Annotated in this window: 13 protein-coding genes, 1 tRNA gene and 1 pseudogene; 9 read left to right on the forward strand and 6 right to left on the reverse strand. The window is 71.9% G+C overall.

Going from position 1 to position 14,046, the window contains the following annotated elements; genetic code table 11:
• Positions 1–73: 73 nt before the first annotated feature.
• From ispD to ACWC9T_RS24490, 6 genes are all read left to right on the forward strand, one after another.
• On the forward strand, positions 74–829 hold the full coding sequence (gene ispD / locus ACWC9T_RS24465; protein WP_449823193.1) for a 2-C-methyl-D-erythritol 4-phosphate cytidylyltransferase: 756 nt from the start codon (positions 74–76) through the stop codon (positions 827–829).
• Positions 819–1,310: a 2-C-methyl-D-erythritol 2,4-cyclodiphosphate synthase gene (gene ispF, locus ACWC9T_RS24470; RefSeq protein WP_449823185.1), complete on the forward strand. Its 492-nt coding sequence runs from the start codon at positions 819–821 to the stop codon at positions 1,308–1,310. Before ispD ends, ispF begins: the two co-directional genes overlap by 11 nt.
• Positions 1,311–1,457: 147 nt before the next feature.
• The gene (locus ACWC9T_RS24475; protein ID WP_396248394.1) at positions 1,458–1,853 is read left to right on the forward strand and encodes a PPOX class F420-dependent oxidoreductase; all 396 of its coding nucleotides are present in this window, start codon (positions 1,458–1,460) and stop codon (positions 1,851–1,853) included.
• Between the two features lie 94 nt (positions 1,854–1,947).
• A complete protein-coding gene (cysS, locus tag ACWC9T_RS24480) occupies positions 1,948–3,342 on the forward strand; it encodes a cysteine--tRNA ligase (RefSeq protein WP_449823186.1) in 1,395 nt (464 codons plus the stop codon).
• A gap of 136 nt (positions 3,343–3,478) precedes the next feature.
• On the forward strand, positions 3,479–4,471 hold the full coding sequence (rlmB, locus tag ACWC9T_RS24485; RefSeq protein WP_387618400.1) for a 23S rRNA (guanosine(2251)-2'-O)-methyltransferase RlmB: 993 nt from the start codon (positions 3,479–3,481) through the stop codon (positions 4,469–4,471).
• A gap of 168 nt (positions 4,472–4,639) precedes the next feature.
• Positions 4,640–6,307, forward strand: coding sequence for a DoxX family membrane protein (locus ACWC9T_RS24490; protein ID WP_449823187.1), 1,668 nt, complete (start codon positions 4,640–4,642; stop codon positions 6,305–6,307).
• Between the two features lie 66 nt (positions 6,308–6,373).
• On the opposite strand, the gene ACWC9T_RS24495 is transcribed toward ACWC9T_RS24490, so the two are convergent.
• The 3 genes from ACWC9T_RS24495 to ACWC9T_RS24505 form a co-directional block, all read right to left on the reverse strand.
• Positions 6,374–7,162 (reverse strand): nucleotidyltransferase family protein, encoded by a 789-nt coding sequence (locus tag ACWC9T_RS24495; RefSeq protein ID WP_449823188.1) that lies wholly within the window; start codon positions 7,160–7,162, stop codon positions 6,374–6,376.
• Between the two features lie 54 nt (positions 7,163–7,216).
• On the reverse strand, positions 7,217–7,660 hold the full coding sequence (locus tag ACWC9T_RS24500; protein ID WP_449823189.1) for a hypothetical protein: 444 nt from the start codon (positions 7,658–7,660) through the stop codon (positions 7,217–7,219).
• Positions 7,661–7,837: 177 nt separating this feature from the next.
• Positions 7,838–8,935 (reverse strand): ABC transporter ATP-binding protein, encoded by a 1,098-nt coding sequence (locus tag ACWC9T_RS24505; RefSeq protein ID WP_355672123.1) that lies wholly within the window; start codon positions 8,933–8,935, stop codon positions 7,838–7,840.
• A gap of 276 nt (positions 8,936–9,211) precedes the next feature.
• On the opposite strand from ACWC9T_RS24505, the gene ACWC9T_RS24510 reads away from it, so the two are divergent.
• Positions 9,212–9,285, forward strand: a tRNA-Thr gene (locus tag ACWC9T_RS24510).
• Positions 9,286–9,411: 126 nt separating this feature from the next.
• On the opposite strand, the pseudogene ACWC9T_RS24515 reads toward ACWC9T_RS24510, so the two are convergent.
• Positions 9,412–10,935 (reverse strand): annotated as a pseudogene (locus ACWC9T_RS24515) (site-specific integrase); the annotation flags it as partial.
• Positions 10,932–11,555, reverse strand: a complete 624-nt coding sequence (locus ACWC9T_RS24520) for a helix-turn-helix domain-containing protein (RefSeq protein WP_449823190.1) — start codon at positions 11,553–11,555, stop codon at positions 10,932–10,934. The pseudogene ACWC9T_RS24515 and the gene ACWC9T_RS24520, both read right to left, overlap by 4 nt.
• A gap of 127 nt (positions 11,556–11,682) precedes the next feature.
• Here ACWC9T_RS24520 and ACWC9T_RS24525 point away from each other — a divergent pair, with 127 nt between their 5' ends.
• Both ACWC9T_RS24525 and ACWC9T_RS24530 read left to right on the forward strand, forming a co-directional pair.
• A complete protein-coding gene (locus ACWC9T_RS24525) occupies positions 11,683–11,898 on the forward strand; it encodes a hypothetical protein (protein WP_238863802.1) in 216 nt (71 codons plus the stop codon).
• 299 nt (positions 11,899–12,197) lie between these two features.
• Positions 12,198–13,499, forward strand: a complete 1,302-nt coding sequence (locus ACWC9T_RS24530) for a DUF3631 domain-containing protein (protein WP_449823191.1) — start codon at positions 12,198–12,200, stop codon at positions 13,497–13,499.
• 159 nt (positions 13,500–13,658) lie between these two features.
• Here the strand turns inward: ACWC9T_RS24530 and ACWC9T_RS24535 are convergent, their stop codons facing one another.
• Positions 13,659–13,922, reverse strand: coding sequence for a ribosomal protein L7/L12 (locus ACWC9T_RS24535; RefSeq protein WP_449823192.1), 264 nt, complete (start codon positions 13,920–13,922; stop codon positions 13,659–13,661).
• Positions 13,923–14,046 lie beyond the last annotated feature (124 nt).

The following is a 14,046-nucleotide window of genomic DNA, read 5'->3' on the forward strand; positions in this document are numbered from 1 at the left end:
TGGTTCTTCGGAAGGGGCCCGGGCGCCCGCCGGGCACGCCAAGGCCATACCCACTTCGCCGAAGGAGTGAAACCTGAACGCCTCAGCAGCAGTCGCAGCAGCAGTGGTGCCCGCCGCCGGACGCGGTGAGCGGCTGGGGCCCGGAGCCCCGAAGGCCCTGCGGGAACTGGGCGGTGTGCCTCTCCTGGTGCACGCCGTACGGGCGCTGGCGCGCAGCCGGGCGGTCGGCCTGGTCGTGGTCGCCGCGCCCGCCGACGGGGTGGCCGAGGTGGTCGCCCTGCTGGACAGCCACGGGCTGGACGGCAAGGACATCCGGGTGGTGGCCGGCGGCGCGACCCGCCAGGAGTCGGTCCGGCTCGGCCTGGCCGCGATCCCGGAGGACGTGGAGATCGTCCTGGTGCACGACGCGGCCCGCCCGCTCGTCCCGGTCGAGGTGGTGGACGCCGTCGCGGCCGCCGTCCGGGCCGGGGCCGAGGCGGTGGTGCCCGCGGTGCCGTTGGCCGACACCGTGAAGCGGGTCGAGCCGAACCCGGGCCGTCCCGAGCCGGTCGTCGACACGCCCGAGCGGGCCACCCTGCGCGCGGTGCAGACCCCGCAGGGCTTCGACCGGGCCACCCTGGTCGAGGTGCACGCCAAGGCGCTGGCCGAGGAGGCCGCGGGCGGCGCCGACGCCCCGGCCGTCACCGACGACGCCGGCCTGGTGGAGCGCTACGGCGGCCGGGTCGTCGTGGTGCCCGGCCACGAGGAGGCGTTCAAGGTCACCCGTCCGTTGGACCTCGTACTCGCCGAGGCCGTACTCGCCCGCCGGAGGGCCGCCGATGCCTACTGAGCCGTTGATCCCCCGGGTCGGGATCGGTACCGATGTGCACGCCTTCGAGGCCGGCCGCCCGCTCTGGGTGGCCGGACTGGAGTGGCCGGACGCCGAGTTCGGGCTCTCCGGGCACTCGGACGCGGACGTCGCCGCGCACGCCGCCTGTGACGCGCTGTTCTCGGCCGCCGGAATCGGCGACCTGGGCGCCCACTTCGGCACCGACCGCCCGGAGTGGGCCGGTGCCTCCGGGGTGAAGCTGCTCTGCGAGGCGGCCCGGCTGGTCCGCGAGGCGGGCTTCGAGATCGGCAACGTCGCGGTGCAGGTGATCGGTGTCCGGCCGAAGATCGGCAAGCGCCGGGCCGAGGCGCAGGCCGCGCTGTCCGAGGCGGCCGGTGCGCCGGTCTCGGTCTCCGGCACCACCACCGACGGCCTGGGCCTGACCGGCCGGGCCGAGGGGCTGGCCGCGATCGCCACCGCCCTGGTGTACGAACGGCGTTGAGCGGGGTGTCGGTCGGCGGGGCGGAAATACCCGGCCGCTGACGGGTGTTCACCAGGTGCTGCGGGGGCCCGGATCGATAGTGTGCGATACGGGCCCGCGCGGAGCTCGCCCCGGGTCCGTACCGCCGCCGACGAGAAGAGGTTTCCGATGGGAGTCGAACTTTCCGACAAGGCCAAGGCGTTGCTCGACGGCAAGAGCTTCGCCGTGATCTCCACGATCCAGCCCGACGGCAGCCCCCAGTCCTCCGTGGTCTGGGTCAAGCGGGACGGCGACGACATCCTGTTCTCCACGGTCGAGGGCCGCCGCAAGCACCTCAACCTGGTGAAGGACCCGCGCGTCTCGCTGGTGATCAACCCGCCGGAGAGCCCGTACGAGTACCTGGAGGCGCGCGGCTCGGTGACGATGACCACCGAGGGCGGCCGGGAGCTGATCAACGAGCTGGCCGCCAAGTACCGCGGCGTGGACGCCTACACCTGGGACGGCCCGGACGACGTCCGGGTGGTCGTCCGGCTCAGCCCGCGCAAGGTGGTCGGCGGCATCTGACCGGCACGGCCGAGTCGCGTTTCCCCGGGGGTGCGGCCCGTCATTCCCGGGGAATGTCGTGGGGCACCCCCCGCCGCCCACTACGCTTGACGCTGTGAGCATTCGTCTGTACGACACCAGCACCCGCCAGGTACGCGACTTCGTCCCGCTTGTACCGGGTTGTGTCTCGATCTACCTGTGCGGCGCTACCGTCCAGTCGGCGCCACACATCGGGCACGTCCGGTCCTACCTCAACTTCGACATCATGCAGCGGTGGTTCGCCTACCGCGGCTACCAGGTGACCTTCGTCCGCAACGTCACCGACATCGACGACAAGATCATCGCCAAGGAGCGCGAGCTCGGCACGCCGTGGTGGCAGATCGGCTACGAGAACGAGCGCGCCTTCAACGAGGGTTACGACGCGCTCGGCTGCCTGCCGCCGACCGTCGAGCCGCGGGCCACCGGGCACATCCCCGAGATGATCGAGATGATGCAGGGGCTCATCGAGAAGGGCCACGCCTACGCGGCCGACGGAAACGTCTACTTCGACGTGAAGTCGTACCCCGACTACCTCGCGCTCTCCAACCAGAAGCTGGGCGACCTGCGCCAGCCCGAGGGCGAGGGCGAGACCGGCAAGCGCGACCAGCGCGACTTCGCGATGTGGAAGACCGCGAAGCCGGGCGAGCCGAGCTGGGAGACCCCGTGGGGCCGCGGCCGTCCGGGCTGGCACCTGGAGTGCTCGGCGATGGCCCACAAGTACCTGGGCCCGGCCTTCGACATCCACGGCGGCGGGCTGGACCTGATCTTCCCGCACCACGAGAACGAGATCGCCCAGTCCAGGGCCTACGGCGACGACTTCGCCAGCTTCTGGGCGCACAACGCCTGGGTCACCATGGCCGGCGAGAAGATGAGCAAGTCGCTGGGCAACTCGGTGCTGGTCTCCGAGATGGTCCAGCGCTGGCGGCCGATCGTGCTCCGCTACTACCTGGGCGCCCCGCACTACCGCTCGATGATCGAGTACAGCGAGGAGTCGCTGCGCGAGGCCGAGGCCGGGTTCGGCCGGATCGAGGGCTTCATCCAGCGCGCCGTCGAGCGCTGCGGCAGGGTCGACGCGGCGCCCGAGGTGCCGCCGGCCTTCGCCGAGGCGATGGACGACGACTTCGGTGTGCCGCAGGCGCTCGCCGTCGTGCACACCGCCGTCCGTCAGGGCAACGGCGCCCTGAACGCGGACGACGAGGAGAGCGTGGTGGCGCGACTGGCCGAGGTCCGTGCGATGCTCGGTGTACTGGGCCTCGACCCGCTCGACCCGCACTGGGCCGGGGCGGAGCGTGGCGAGGACCTCCACGGCGTGGTCGACTCGCTGGTCCGCCTGGTCCTGGACCAGCGGCAGGCGGCGCGTGAGCGCAAGGACTTCGCCACCGCGGATGCCATCCGCGACCAGCTCGGCCTGGCCGGGCTGGCCATTGAGGACACCCCGTCCGGCCCGCGCTGGACGATCAACAGCCAGTAACCCCATCTGACGATCGGGGTGATGGGTGGGCCGTGCCGGACCGGTGCGGCCCTCCCGCATGACGTAGCGCATGCCGTCGGCCGCCGCCGCACCGAGCGGAGCGGCCGGGCATGCCGGACAGACAGGAAGTACAGCCATGGCCGGCAACAGCCAGCGCAGGAACCGCCGCAACCCCGGATCCAAGAAGGGTGCGTCTGTCGGTACCGGCGGGCACAGCCGGAAGGCGCTGCAGGGCAAGGGCCCGACCCCGCCCGGTGAGGAGCGCAAGGGCCACCCCAAGCAGCGGGCCGCCAACGCCGCGCTGAAGCGCGAGCGGGACGCCAAGGCCCGGGCCGGCATGCGCCGGGCCGGGGCCGGCGGTCGCGGCGGCCGCGGCGGCGCGGGCAGCGCCGAGCTGGTCTTCGGTCGCAACTCGGTGGTCGAGGCCCTGCAGGGCGGCGTCCCCGCCAACGCGCTGTACGTCCAGCAGTTCATCGACACCGACGACCGCGTGCGCGAGGCCTTCCAGGCCGCCAACGACCGCGGCATCCCGCTGATGGAGGCCCCGCGCCCGCAGCTGGACCAGATGACCGGCGGGCTCAACCACCAGGGCCTGGTGCTGCAGGTCCCGCCGTACGAGTACGCGCACCCCGAGGACCTGCTGGAGGAGGCCGCCGACGCCGGCCAGGACGCGCTGATCATCGCCCTGGACGGGGTCACCGACTCGCGCAACCTGGGCGCCGTGGTCCGCTCCGCCGCCGCCTTCGGCGCGCACGGCGTGGTCATCCCCGAGCGCCGCGCGGCCGGCATGACCGCCGGTGCCTGGAAGACCTCCTCCGGTGCCGCGGCCCGGCTGCCCGTGGCCCGCGCCACCAACCTGACCCGCACCCTGGAGGCCTACCAGAAGGCCGGTCTGATGGTGGTCGGCCTGGCCGCCGACGGCGAGGCCGAGCTGGGCGACCTGGAGCTGCTGACCGGCCCGGTCGTGATCGTCGCGGGCAGCGAGGGCAAGGGCCTGTCCCGGCTGGTCTCGGAGACCTGTGACATGCGGGTGCGGATCCCGATGTCCGGGCTGACCGAGTCGCTGAACGCCGGTGTCGCGGCGGGCATCGTGCTGTACGAGGCCGCGCGGCTGCGCGCCAAGCGCTGAGCACGCCAGGCGCTCTTTCCGCAGGCGATCTTCTGAATTCTCTGCGATCCGAGTGAAAAGCGATCGGGCCCGACCGGGCCCGATCGCTTTTCTCGTGATCACTTCAAGTTTGCGCCGGACATCCACCCGGGAGAGTGTCCAAAGCGGCCGTCGCCCGGTTAGACGGGCGTGGACACCAGAACACCTCGGCGCCCCCTGTTCGGCGGCGGCAGCACCGGGATAGACGCGGGCCCCGGGCTCGACACCGTCAAGGTGCCGTCGGACCCGGCGCGCCTCAGCAGCACCCAGGCGAGCTTCCGGCTCCGGCTCGGCACCCCGACGGCGCCGCTGATCGAGGCCCCGGCCGGACTGCTGTCCAGCGGCGCCGCGTTCGGCGACCCGTACGCCGGCCAGGGCCTGATCCGCCGTCCGCTGGTCACCCCGCAGGTCGTCGTGCCCGCCTCCGCCGTCCCGGCACTGGTCGGGGCCGGCGGTGCGCCACGCCGCAAGGGCCGGGTCACCGCCGTCACCTGGACCGGCCAGGCGGCCCCCGGGGACCTCGCGGCCACCCGGCTGCTGGAGGCGGTGCGCCAGAACGGCTCCCCGACCGGCGGCGGTATCGGCCTGGCCGAGGCGGGCACCCGGGTGCTCCCGGCCTACGCCGGAGCCCGGACCGTCCCGCGCCAGTCGCGCGAGGGCACCGGCACCGCCACCGACGCGGGCGTCGGCCCGGTCGGCGAGCCGCACGGCTGGACCCCGAGCGGCGAGCTGCCCGAGGTCTCCGCCGCCGAGGCCGAGGGCAAGCAGCCCTGGTACCCCGGCCGCCGGGTCGACCTCGGCCTGGTGCTGCTGCCGCTGCGCGCGGTGCTGGGCTCGCTCTCGGTCTACGCCGGGTTCAGCAAGCTCTGCGATCCGGTGTACTTCGACGGCGGCGAGCGCGGCTCGATGATGCGCTGGCTCTCCTCGCTGCACCCGTGGAAGGTCGCCGAGCCGCTGCTCACGTTCGCGATGGCGCACCCGGTGGGCTCCGGCCTGGTGGTGTCGTTCACCGAGATCGTGGCCGGCGTGCTGACCATCCTGGGCCTGTGGCAGCGGCTCGCGGCCGGGGCGGCGATGCTGCTCTCCGCGGCGCTGCTGTTCACCGTCAGCTGGCGGGCCGTGCCGGTCTACGACACGCCGGACCTGATCTTCCTCGCGGCGTGGAGCCCGCTGCTGATCGCCGGGGCGCCGTTCGCCTCACTGGACGGGCGGCTCAACCTGGAGGCCTGGCGCCGCGTCGGCGCGGGCGCGCCGGGCGCGCTGCGCCGCCGGGTGCTGCGTCGGGGCGCGGTGGTCACCACCGTCGTGGTCGGCCTGACCCTGCTGCTCGGCTCGATACTGGGCGCGGCCGTCCGCACCGGTGCCCGGCCGCACCAGGCACCGGCCCGCCCGGCCACCGACTACGGCACCCCGGTCTGGCCGTCGGGCAGCCCGTCCGGCGCCCCGGGCGGCCAGGGCACGTCCACCTCGCCCTCGCCCGCCGCCCCGCGCCCGGCCAACCCGACGCCGAGCGCGACCGCCTCGTCCAGCGCCCCCGGTGCCAAGTCGACCGGTGCCGCGTCGAGCGGCAAGCATTCCGGCAAGGCGGAGACCGGGGCGGGCTCCTCCCCGGCGTCGGCGGCCCCGTCCGCGGGCTCCGCGGGCGGCTCCGCGCCGGCCCAGCGCGGTACCCCGGCCGCCGGAGGCTCGGGGGCCGCGTCCAAGCCGAGCCCGAGCAACGGTTCTGGGCTGCTCGGCGGGGTACTGGGCAGCGGCCCGCTGGCCGACCTGTCCGGCGGCGGGAACTCCTCCCGGCCGGGGACGCCGACGGCGACCTGAGGTCCCGTTCCCGTCCCCCGGCACGACGGCCGGGTGCTCCATGGGGAGCACCCGGCCGTCGTGCCGTCAGCGGGAGATGTCGCGGTGCGCGGCGAGCTCCTTGGCCGCCTCGGTGAGGTCCTTGGCCGTGTCGATGGCGCGCCAGTACACGCCCTGCGGCAGCTGGTAGCCCGCCAGCCGCTTGCCGCGGGCGAGTTGGGGGAAGGTGGTGCGCTCGTGGTCACCCACGTCCGGCAGCAGCTCGGCGAACTCCGGGCTGAACACGTACAGGCCGGCGTTGATCAGGAAGGGTGAGGGCGGGGCCTCGATGAAGTCCAGCACGTTGCCGAACTGGTCGGTCTCCACGGCGCCCCAGGGGATCCGCGGCCGGGCCAGCGCGAGCGTCGCGACGGCGTCCCGCTCGTGGTGGAAGGCGGCCATGTCGCGCAGGCTGAAGCGGGTCCAGATGTCGCCGTTGGTGGCGTACCAGGGCTCGTCCGGGCGGGACAGTGCCGTGGCCGCGTACTTGAGGCCGCCGCCGCGTCCGAGCGGCTCCGCCTCGACCACCGTACGGACCCGCAGCGGCAGGTCCGCCCTGTCGAGCCACTCCTCCAGCACGTCGGCGAGGTGCCCGCAGGACACCACGACGTCGGTGACGCCCTCGGCGGCCAGCCAGGCCAGCTGGTGGCCGAGGATCGGAGTGCCCGTCCCCGGGATCTCGACCAGCGGCTTGGGGCGGTCGTCCGTGTAGGGGCGCAGCCGGGAGCCCTGTCCGCCGGCCAGGATGACGGCCTGGGTGACGGGTGTCGTGGTCGGCCGGGACTGGTGGGACTGCGGGGACACGAGGTCGGCGGTCGGGCCGGAGTCAGCGGTCATGCCCGAACGATAAGGCGCCTGTGGCCTCCTTCGTCAGCCCACCGTCGTCGACCGTCAGCCGACGACGCCCGCCGTGAAGGAGCCGTCGCAGACCGGGCGGGCGAAGGAGCGGGCTCGCTGGACGTCGCCCTGGTACTTGCGCACCGCGGCCTTGCCCAGCTCGGTCGCCAGCGAGGTGCAGTACGGCGTGAGCGAGGGCTGCTCGCGCATCGAGCGCTCCAGCAGGTCCAGCGCGGCCGACGGGTTCTTGGCGCGCAGCTCGTCCAGCAGCGCCACCCGCAGGGACTCCTGCGGGGCCAGCCCGTCCGTCTTGGTGGTGGCGGCGGAGGAACGCCCGATCCCGGCGCCGTCGCCGCTGGACGCCGCCACGACCTGCTGGTCGAGCCCGGTCGGTGGGGCCCACGGGACCCGGGTCACGGCGAGGGTGCCGGTGGTCACCAGGACGACCGGCAGGGTCAGGGCGACGGTCTGGCCGATACGGCGCACAAGCTGCTTCACCCTCAGGAGAGTAGCGGTGGGTACGGGCTGGATCGCCCTCCGTTACACCATCGAGTGATGCGGTGTCCGGGTTTGTCCCTGCATCGTGTTGACGTGGGGGTGTACGGGCGGAGCCCGCCGGACCGGGGAGGGTCCGACGGGCTCCGCCGAGGTGGTGCGCTGGCGCGTCAGTCCGCGTCAGTCGCAGACGCTCAGGCGCACACCGGTGCTGGTGGCAAAGACGTGGGTCTCCTGCGCGATCGGCACGACGTGGATGGTCTCGCCGCGGGTCGGGATCTGGCGGCCGGGCACGCGGACGACCAGGTCCTTGTCCACACCGCCGATCTGGGTGGTGCCGTAGACGAAGCCGTCCGAGCCGAGCTCCTCGACCACGTTCACGGTCACCGCGACGCCCTCGATGCCGCCGGCCGGGACGATCTCGAAGTGCTCGGGGCGGATGCCGACGATCACCGTCTTGTCGGAGCCGGCGCCGGCCAGGTTCTCGCGCGAGATGTTGACGACCGAGCCGCCGAACTTCACGCCGCCGTCCACCAGCGGCACCTCGACCAGGTTCATGGCCGGCGAGCCGATGAAGCCGGCCACGAAGAGGTTGGCGGGCTTGTCGTACATGTTGCGCGGGGTGTCGACCTGCTGCAGCAGGCCGTCCTTGAGCACCGCGACCCGGTCGCCCATGGTGAGCGCCTCGGTCTGGTCGTGGGTGACGTACACCGTGGTGATGCCCAGGCGGCGCTGCAGGCCGGCGATCTGGGTGCGGGTCGAGACGCGGAGCTTGGCGTCCAGGTTCGACAGCGGCTCGTCCATCAGGAAGACCTGCGGCTGGCGGACGATCGCGCGGCCCATCGCGACGCGCTGGCGCTGACCGCCGGAGAGCGCCTTCGGCTTGCGGTCCAGGTAGTCGGTGAGGTCGAGGATCTTCGCCGCCTCCTCGACCTTGGTGCGGATGTCCGCCTTGTTGACGCCGGCGATCTTGAGCGCGAAGCCCATGTTCTCGGCGACGGTCATGTGCGGGTAGAGCGCGTAGTTCTGGAACACCATGGCGATGTCCCGGTCCTTCGGCGGTAGGTGGGTGACGTCCCGGTCGCCGATCCGGATGGCGCCGCTGTTGACGTCCTCCAGGCCGGCCAGCATGCGCAGGCTGGTCGACTTGCCGCAGCCCGACGGGCCGACCAGAACGAGGAACTCGCCGTCCGCGATCTCCAGGTCCAGCGCGTCCACCGAGGGCTTGGTCGCCCCGGGGTAGATGCGGGTCGCCTGGTCGTACGTGACAGAAGCCATGGTTGTGCTCTCCTTCACCGGCAGGAACGTGCCGGACGATCCGAGTAAAGGGGGGGTCGTATCCGCCGGTCCGTCAGTGGTCTGAACCACTATGCGAACCGACTCCCGGCGACGCTACCTGCGCTTTCGCCGCTTGTCAGCCCCCTCCGCCCCGTTTTCGGCATCGGTTCCATCACGCCCACCCGCCCCGCCAACCCCGGATATCCCTCCACCCCGCCACCCCGGCCCGGTAGACTGCCCCCGGTGCCGCCGTGATCCATCGCGGACGGCCACCGTGCCTCCTTAGCTCAGCTGGCCAGAGCACCGCTCTTGTAAAGCGGGGGTCGTCGGTTCGAACCCGACAGGGGGCTCTCGTTTCCACCCCTGATGAGCTGCAGGTTTGGCCTTCTGGGGGCTTGATCACCGGCCTCGGACTTCTCGTCCGAGGCCGTTTGCGTGAGCGATGCGTGAGCGGATGGCCTGGTCGGGTCGGTTGCCGCCGCGGACTGGGCAACCTTGCGCGGCCTGTTCGCTCGGGGGACAAGCCGGGCCGCCGCCTCTGCGATCGCCCGGTCGACCTGCGGGAGCAGGGTCGTGTACGTGTCCGAGGTGATGCCGATCGAGGAGTGGCCGAGCATCTCCTTGATCGAGTGCAGGTCTGCGCCCGCCGCGTGAGCGAGCGTGGCCGCGCCGTGCCGGAGATCATGCAGCCGGATCGGCGGCAGGCCGGCCTCCTCGGCCAGCTCGCGGAAGCGGTCGGTCACGGCGGTCGGGTGCAACCACTCGCCGTTCTCCTTGGTGAAGACCCGGCCTGTCTCGACCCAGGCCGTGCCCCACTCCTCGTGGTCGGCCCGCTGCCGTTCGCGGTGCGCCTCCAGGACGGCCACCGTCTCGGAGTCGAGCGCGATGGTGCGGGCACCCGCATCGGTCTTGGGGTCGTCCTCGTAGACCTGCCAGCCGTCCACGACGAGCTGCTTCGCCACGGTGAGGAGTCCCGACTTCAGGTTGGTGTCGGCCCACCGCTGGCCGCACGCCTCGCCACGCCGGAGCCCTCGGAAGGTGATGAGGTGGAACAGCGCGTACAGGCGGTCCCCGGCGGCGTGGTCGAGGAAAGCGCCCGTCTGCTCCGGAGTCCAGACCATCACCGGCGACGGTCGCTCGCCGGTGAGCTCCCAGTGCTCGATCCGCTCCTCCGTCCACACGAGCGGCTTGGGGCGCTTCGCGGACTCCAGCTCGACGTGGGATGCCGGGTTGAAGGTGATGATCTGCCGCCGGATCGCGGCGTTGAGGCCGGCCCGGAGCATGGAGCGGATCCGCTGGCAGGTCGCGGCACTGACAGTCCGGCGGAACGGCTCCATCTCGGCGATGGCGGCCTTGAGGGCCTTGCGCTGCGCGCGGAACTCCCGCCCCTTCCAGGGGATCTGCGCCAGTTCGTCGATGGCGGCTCGCCGCTGGGCGTTCGCCTCGGCGATCTCGACGTTCTCCTCCTCGATGGCCGCGAACATCTCCTCCAGATGCCGGACCCGAAGGCGGTCGAGCCGTATGTGGCCGATCCGCGGCTTGAGGTAGAGCCGGATGCTGCTCTCGTCCCGGCTGATCGCGGTCTGTCGGCCGCGCTTGCCCGCCAGCCACTGGTCGAGCCACTCGCCGACCGTCAGCCGGTTCTGGAGGTCCTGGCCGGAGGCGAGCCGGCGACGGGTCTCCTCGACGTCGGGCAGCGGCGCCTTCTCGTGGGCGACCTTCTCCAGCAGGTCGGCTATCTGCGCGAGGCCCTCGGGATCGTCCGCGTCCGGGATGTGCAGCAGCTCGCGCACCTGGTCGAGATCGGCCTGGGCGGTCTTCCGGGATTCATAGCCGGAGCGGTTGAAGGACCGGCGTGAGCCGTCCTCGCGGTTGGGTAGCTCCCGGCGGACCGCGTAGGAACCGTGCTTGCGGCTGCTGAGCTTCGGGCAGGCCTTGCCGAGCGGTTTGCCGGTGTCGGCGTCCCGGCAGTAGCAGCGGTGGTAGGTGGAGCCCTTCACGGGGTTCCCTCCTTCATCTGGTCGTCCTTGTGGTTGGTGTCGAGGAATGCGAGGTGACTGGGGAGCGGAGGGGGAGTCAGCCCCAGCTCGCGCATGCGGTGCCGGATCGGCACGAGCTCCGAGCGAATGGCCTTCACGAGGTGGCCGAACTTGGCTTCTGCGCCGTGCGGCCAGTCCTCCCTCGCGCCGGAGAACTGGAGCTGCCAGGCGTCGTGGTGCCCGGTCCGGATGCGGTGCTCGACGCTTGCGTACTCGCGAAACACGGCCGCGTCTCCGAAGTCCAGGTCCTCGCCGGTGAACCAGCTGAACGCCGTCCACGGGTCTCGGCTCTCGTGCGGCAGGCAGTCCACGTTGGTGCTCCCGCCGAGGGGGAAGACCAGGGCGGCCGGCGGCGTGTCGACCGCCTGGGCGAGCACGAGCAGTTCCGGGACGGTGAGGGTCAGCCGGCGCCCGGACTCCCAGTTCGCGATGACGTTGCGCGGGATGGGGTGGCCCAGCTCGTCACAGGCGTCGGCCAGGTCCTGTGCGGTCATACCCAGCTCCTTCCGGCGCCTACGAACCTCGGCGATCACGGTTCTCGTGACCTGTGTCGACCAAGATTCCACTTCGTCGTGTGTCATATCGACACTTTATTGCGGTGCAAGCTGCTCCTCGATCCCGGACTTGCCGGGGCTGCCGACCGGGGCTCGCCCCCTGTGAATGGAGACAGCTGTGCGAACTGAGACGGGCAACCAGGAGCTCACGGGCATGAGCCGGGCGGAGCTGCTCGCGTTGCCGGCCGCCATCGACCTGGACACCGCCAACCGCGCCATCGGCCTTGGCCGCAGCAAGGGCTACGAGCTGGCGAGGCGGGACGCCTACCCGTGCCGTGTGCTGCGGTTGGGCAAGAAGTACCGGGTGATCACCGCAGACCTCCTGCGGCTGCTGGGCATCGACGTCGCGCCGGACGGTGCGGCTGCGTGACGACAAGGCTGCAGGTCGAACCACGAGCTTGTCTGCCGTGGGAGGACTGCCGCCGGAGCAGTGGATCTTCCGCCAGGGCGGTCGTATCGGCGCGTCGCCCGACGGTCACAAACCGGCGCAACGCACTCCACCCGCCTGCGAGTTGAGCCAAGTCGGCTCGGCGGGTCGGCGTGCCGGGAACGCGATGGCCCTCGGTGCTACCAACACCGAGGACCGGGCGAAGTCCCCAGATCAGCGAATCAGTTCAACCGGTGGCAGCGCGACGGTCGAGGTCGTGCGCACCAGCGAGGAGCTTCACCGTGAACTCTACTTCCCGCCAGCCTGCGTCGGGAGACCCGGCGGAGGGCTGGCCCGCCGTTGCCATCCCCGGTCAACCCGGTCACTACCGGCCAGCGGTCGGTCAGAACGGCGTACTGACCGAACGGACTGACCGGGCGCCCGGTGCCCTGACCGACCAGGTCACAACCGAGCCGGTCACTGACCCGGTCAGTCCGGTCAGCCCGCCCACCCCGGGCGCGGAACTGCTGTCCGAACTACGGTCAGCCATCGCCCGGTTCGTCATCCTGCCGTCCGCCCACGCGCTGGACGCGGTGACCCTGTGGGTGGCCGCCACGCACTTGCAGCCCGCGTGGCAGCACGCTCCGCGCTTGGCGGTGATCGGCCCGGCCAAGCGGTGCGGGAAGTCGCGGCTGCTCGACGTGATCACCGAGACGGTCCACGACCCGCTGATCACGGTCAACGCCACCCCGGCCGCCATCTTCCGGTCGATCACCGACAAGCCGCCCACCCTGCTGGTGGACGAGGCGGACACCCTGTTCGGCAGCATCAAGGCCGCGGAGAAGAACGAGGACCTGCGCGGTCTGCTCAACGCCGGTCACCAGCGGAACCGGCCCACCTTGCGGGTGTCCGGACCCGACCACAAGCCGATGAAGTTCCCCACCTTCGCCATGGCGGCCCTGGCCGGTATCGGCGACCTCCCGGACACGATCATGGACCGCTCGGTTGTCATCCGCATGCGCCGCCGCGCACCGGGCGAGCAGGTCGCCGCGTTCCGCTCCAAGCGGGACACCCCAGCCCTGCACCGCACCCGCAACGGCCTTCGAGCCTGGCTGGCGCCCCTGACTGACACGGCAGCCGACATGGAGCCACCGATGCCGGTCGAAGACCGTGCGGCGGACACCTGGGAGCCCCTGGTGGCGGTCGCCGACCTCGCCGGAGGCGAGTGGCCCGCGCGCGCCCGAGCGGCCTGCCGTGCCATGACCGCTCACGAGTCCGGGCAGGACGAGGACGGCGGCCTGAAGACCAGGATTCTGGCCGACATCCGGCGCGTCTTCGCCGCAGGCGGCAACCCGGACGCCCTGTCCACCGAGCACCTCCTGACCGCCCTGAACGCCGACAGCGAGGCACCCTGGGCCGAGCACGGCATCAACGGCCTGACCGCACGCGGCCTGCAGCTCCTCCTCAAGGACTACGGCATCAGCTCGGCGAACATCCGCTTCGACCGCGACACCCAGCGCAAGGGCTTCACCCGCAACAGCTTCGTCGACCCCTGGAGCCGCTACTGCCCGGAGCCCGTCGAGCAACCCGCTACCGGCACCTGACCCACCACCACCCGTACCACCCGTCCCCGCCCAGCTCAGGGCGGGGACGGGTTGCTTCCCTGCAACGAGTCCTAGCGTCCCTGGATCACCACCCGTACCACCCTGACCAGCCATGCAACGAGTGGGACGACTGCAACGCAGTGGGCAGCGGACGGGTCCTTAGGCGGTCTGCTCAACGGCATGAGCGACAGCGCCAACGGCGCGAAGAGCGCTGGCAGCTGCCCGAGCTGTGTCTTCGGGCTGGTCTTCGAGAACCGTCGCCGGAAGCTGCCCGATGAGGAGTTTGCCATGCCACAGGCTGAGCCCGGTGAGCCGGCGAATCTCCTTGAGCACGTCCATGGTGCGGGCGCCGGGATCGGCCAGCACGACGCTGTACGGCACGTGGTCACAGACCAGCGTGAAGTACCTGACCTCGTCGCCCATGCCCCCTCCATCTGCCAGCCCTTTGAGAGCCTAGGAGCGTGGGTCAGTAACGAGCAAGCGGCTCCGCTCCCGTCACCGACGGATCGGTCGCGGCGGCCTCGGCGGGGCCTGTGTGGGGTTCGGG

This window comes from Kitasatospora sp. NPDC001159, from assembly GCF_053598235.1.

Bases quoted from the DNA above. Each gene is read 5' to 3' on its own strand.
- rlmB (WP_387618400.1), top strand. From the start codon at position 3,479: ATGGCCGGCAACAGCCAGCGCAGGAACCGCCGCAACCCCGGATCCAAG.
- ACWC9T_RS24525 (WP_238863802.1), top strand. From the start codon at position 11,683: ATGAGCCGGGCGGAGCTGCTCGCGTTGCCGGCCGCCATCGACCTGGAC.
- ACWC9T_RS24535 (WP_449823192.1), bottom strand. From the start codon at position 13,922: ATGGGCGACGAGGTCAGGTACTTCACGCTGGTCTGTGACCACGTGCCG.
- ispF (WP_449823185.1), top strand. From the start codon at position 819: ATGCCTACTGAGCCGTTGATCCCCCGGGTCGGGATCGGTACCGATGTG.
- ACWC9T_RS24520 (WP_449823190.1), bottom strand. From the start codon at position 11,555: ATGACACACGACGAAGTGGAATCTTGGTCGACACAGGTCACGAGAACC.
- ACWC9T_RS24475 (WP_396248394.1), top strand. From the start codon at position 1,458: ATGGGAGTCGAACTTTCCGACAAGGCCAAGGCGTTGCTCGACGGCAAG.
- ACWC9T_RS24495 (WP_449823188.1), bottom strand. From the start codon at position 7,162: ATGACCGCTGACTCCGGCCCGACCGCCGACCTCGTGTCCCCGCAGTCC.
- ACWC9T_RS24505 (WP_355672123.1), bottom strand. From the start codon at position 8,935: ATGGCTTCTGTCACGTACGACCAGGCGACCCGCATCTACCCCGGGGCG.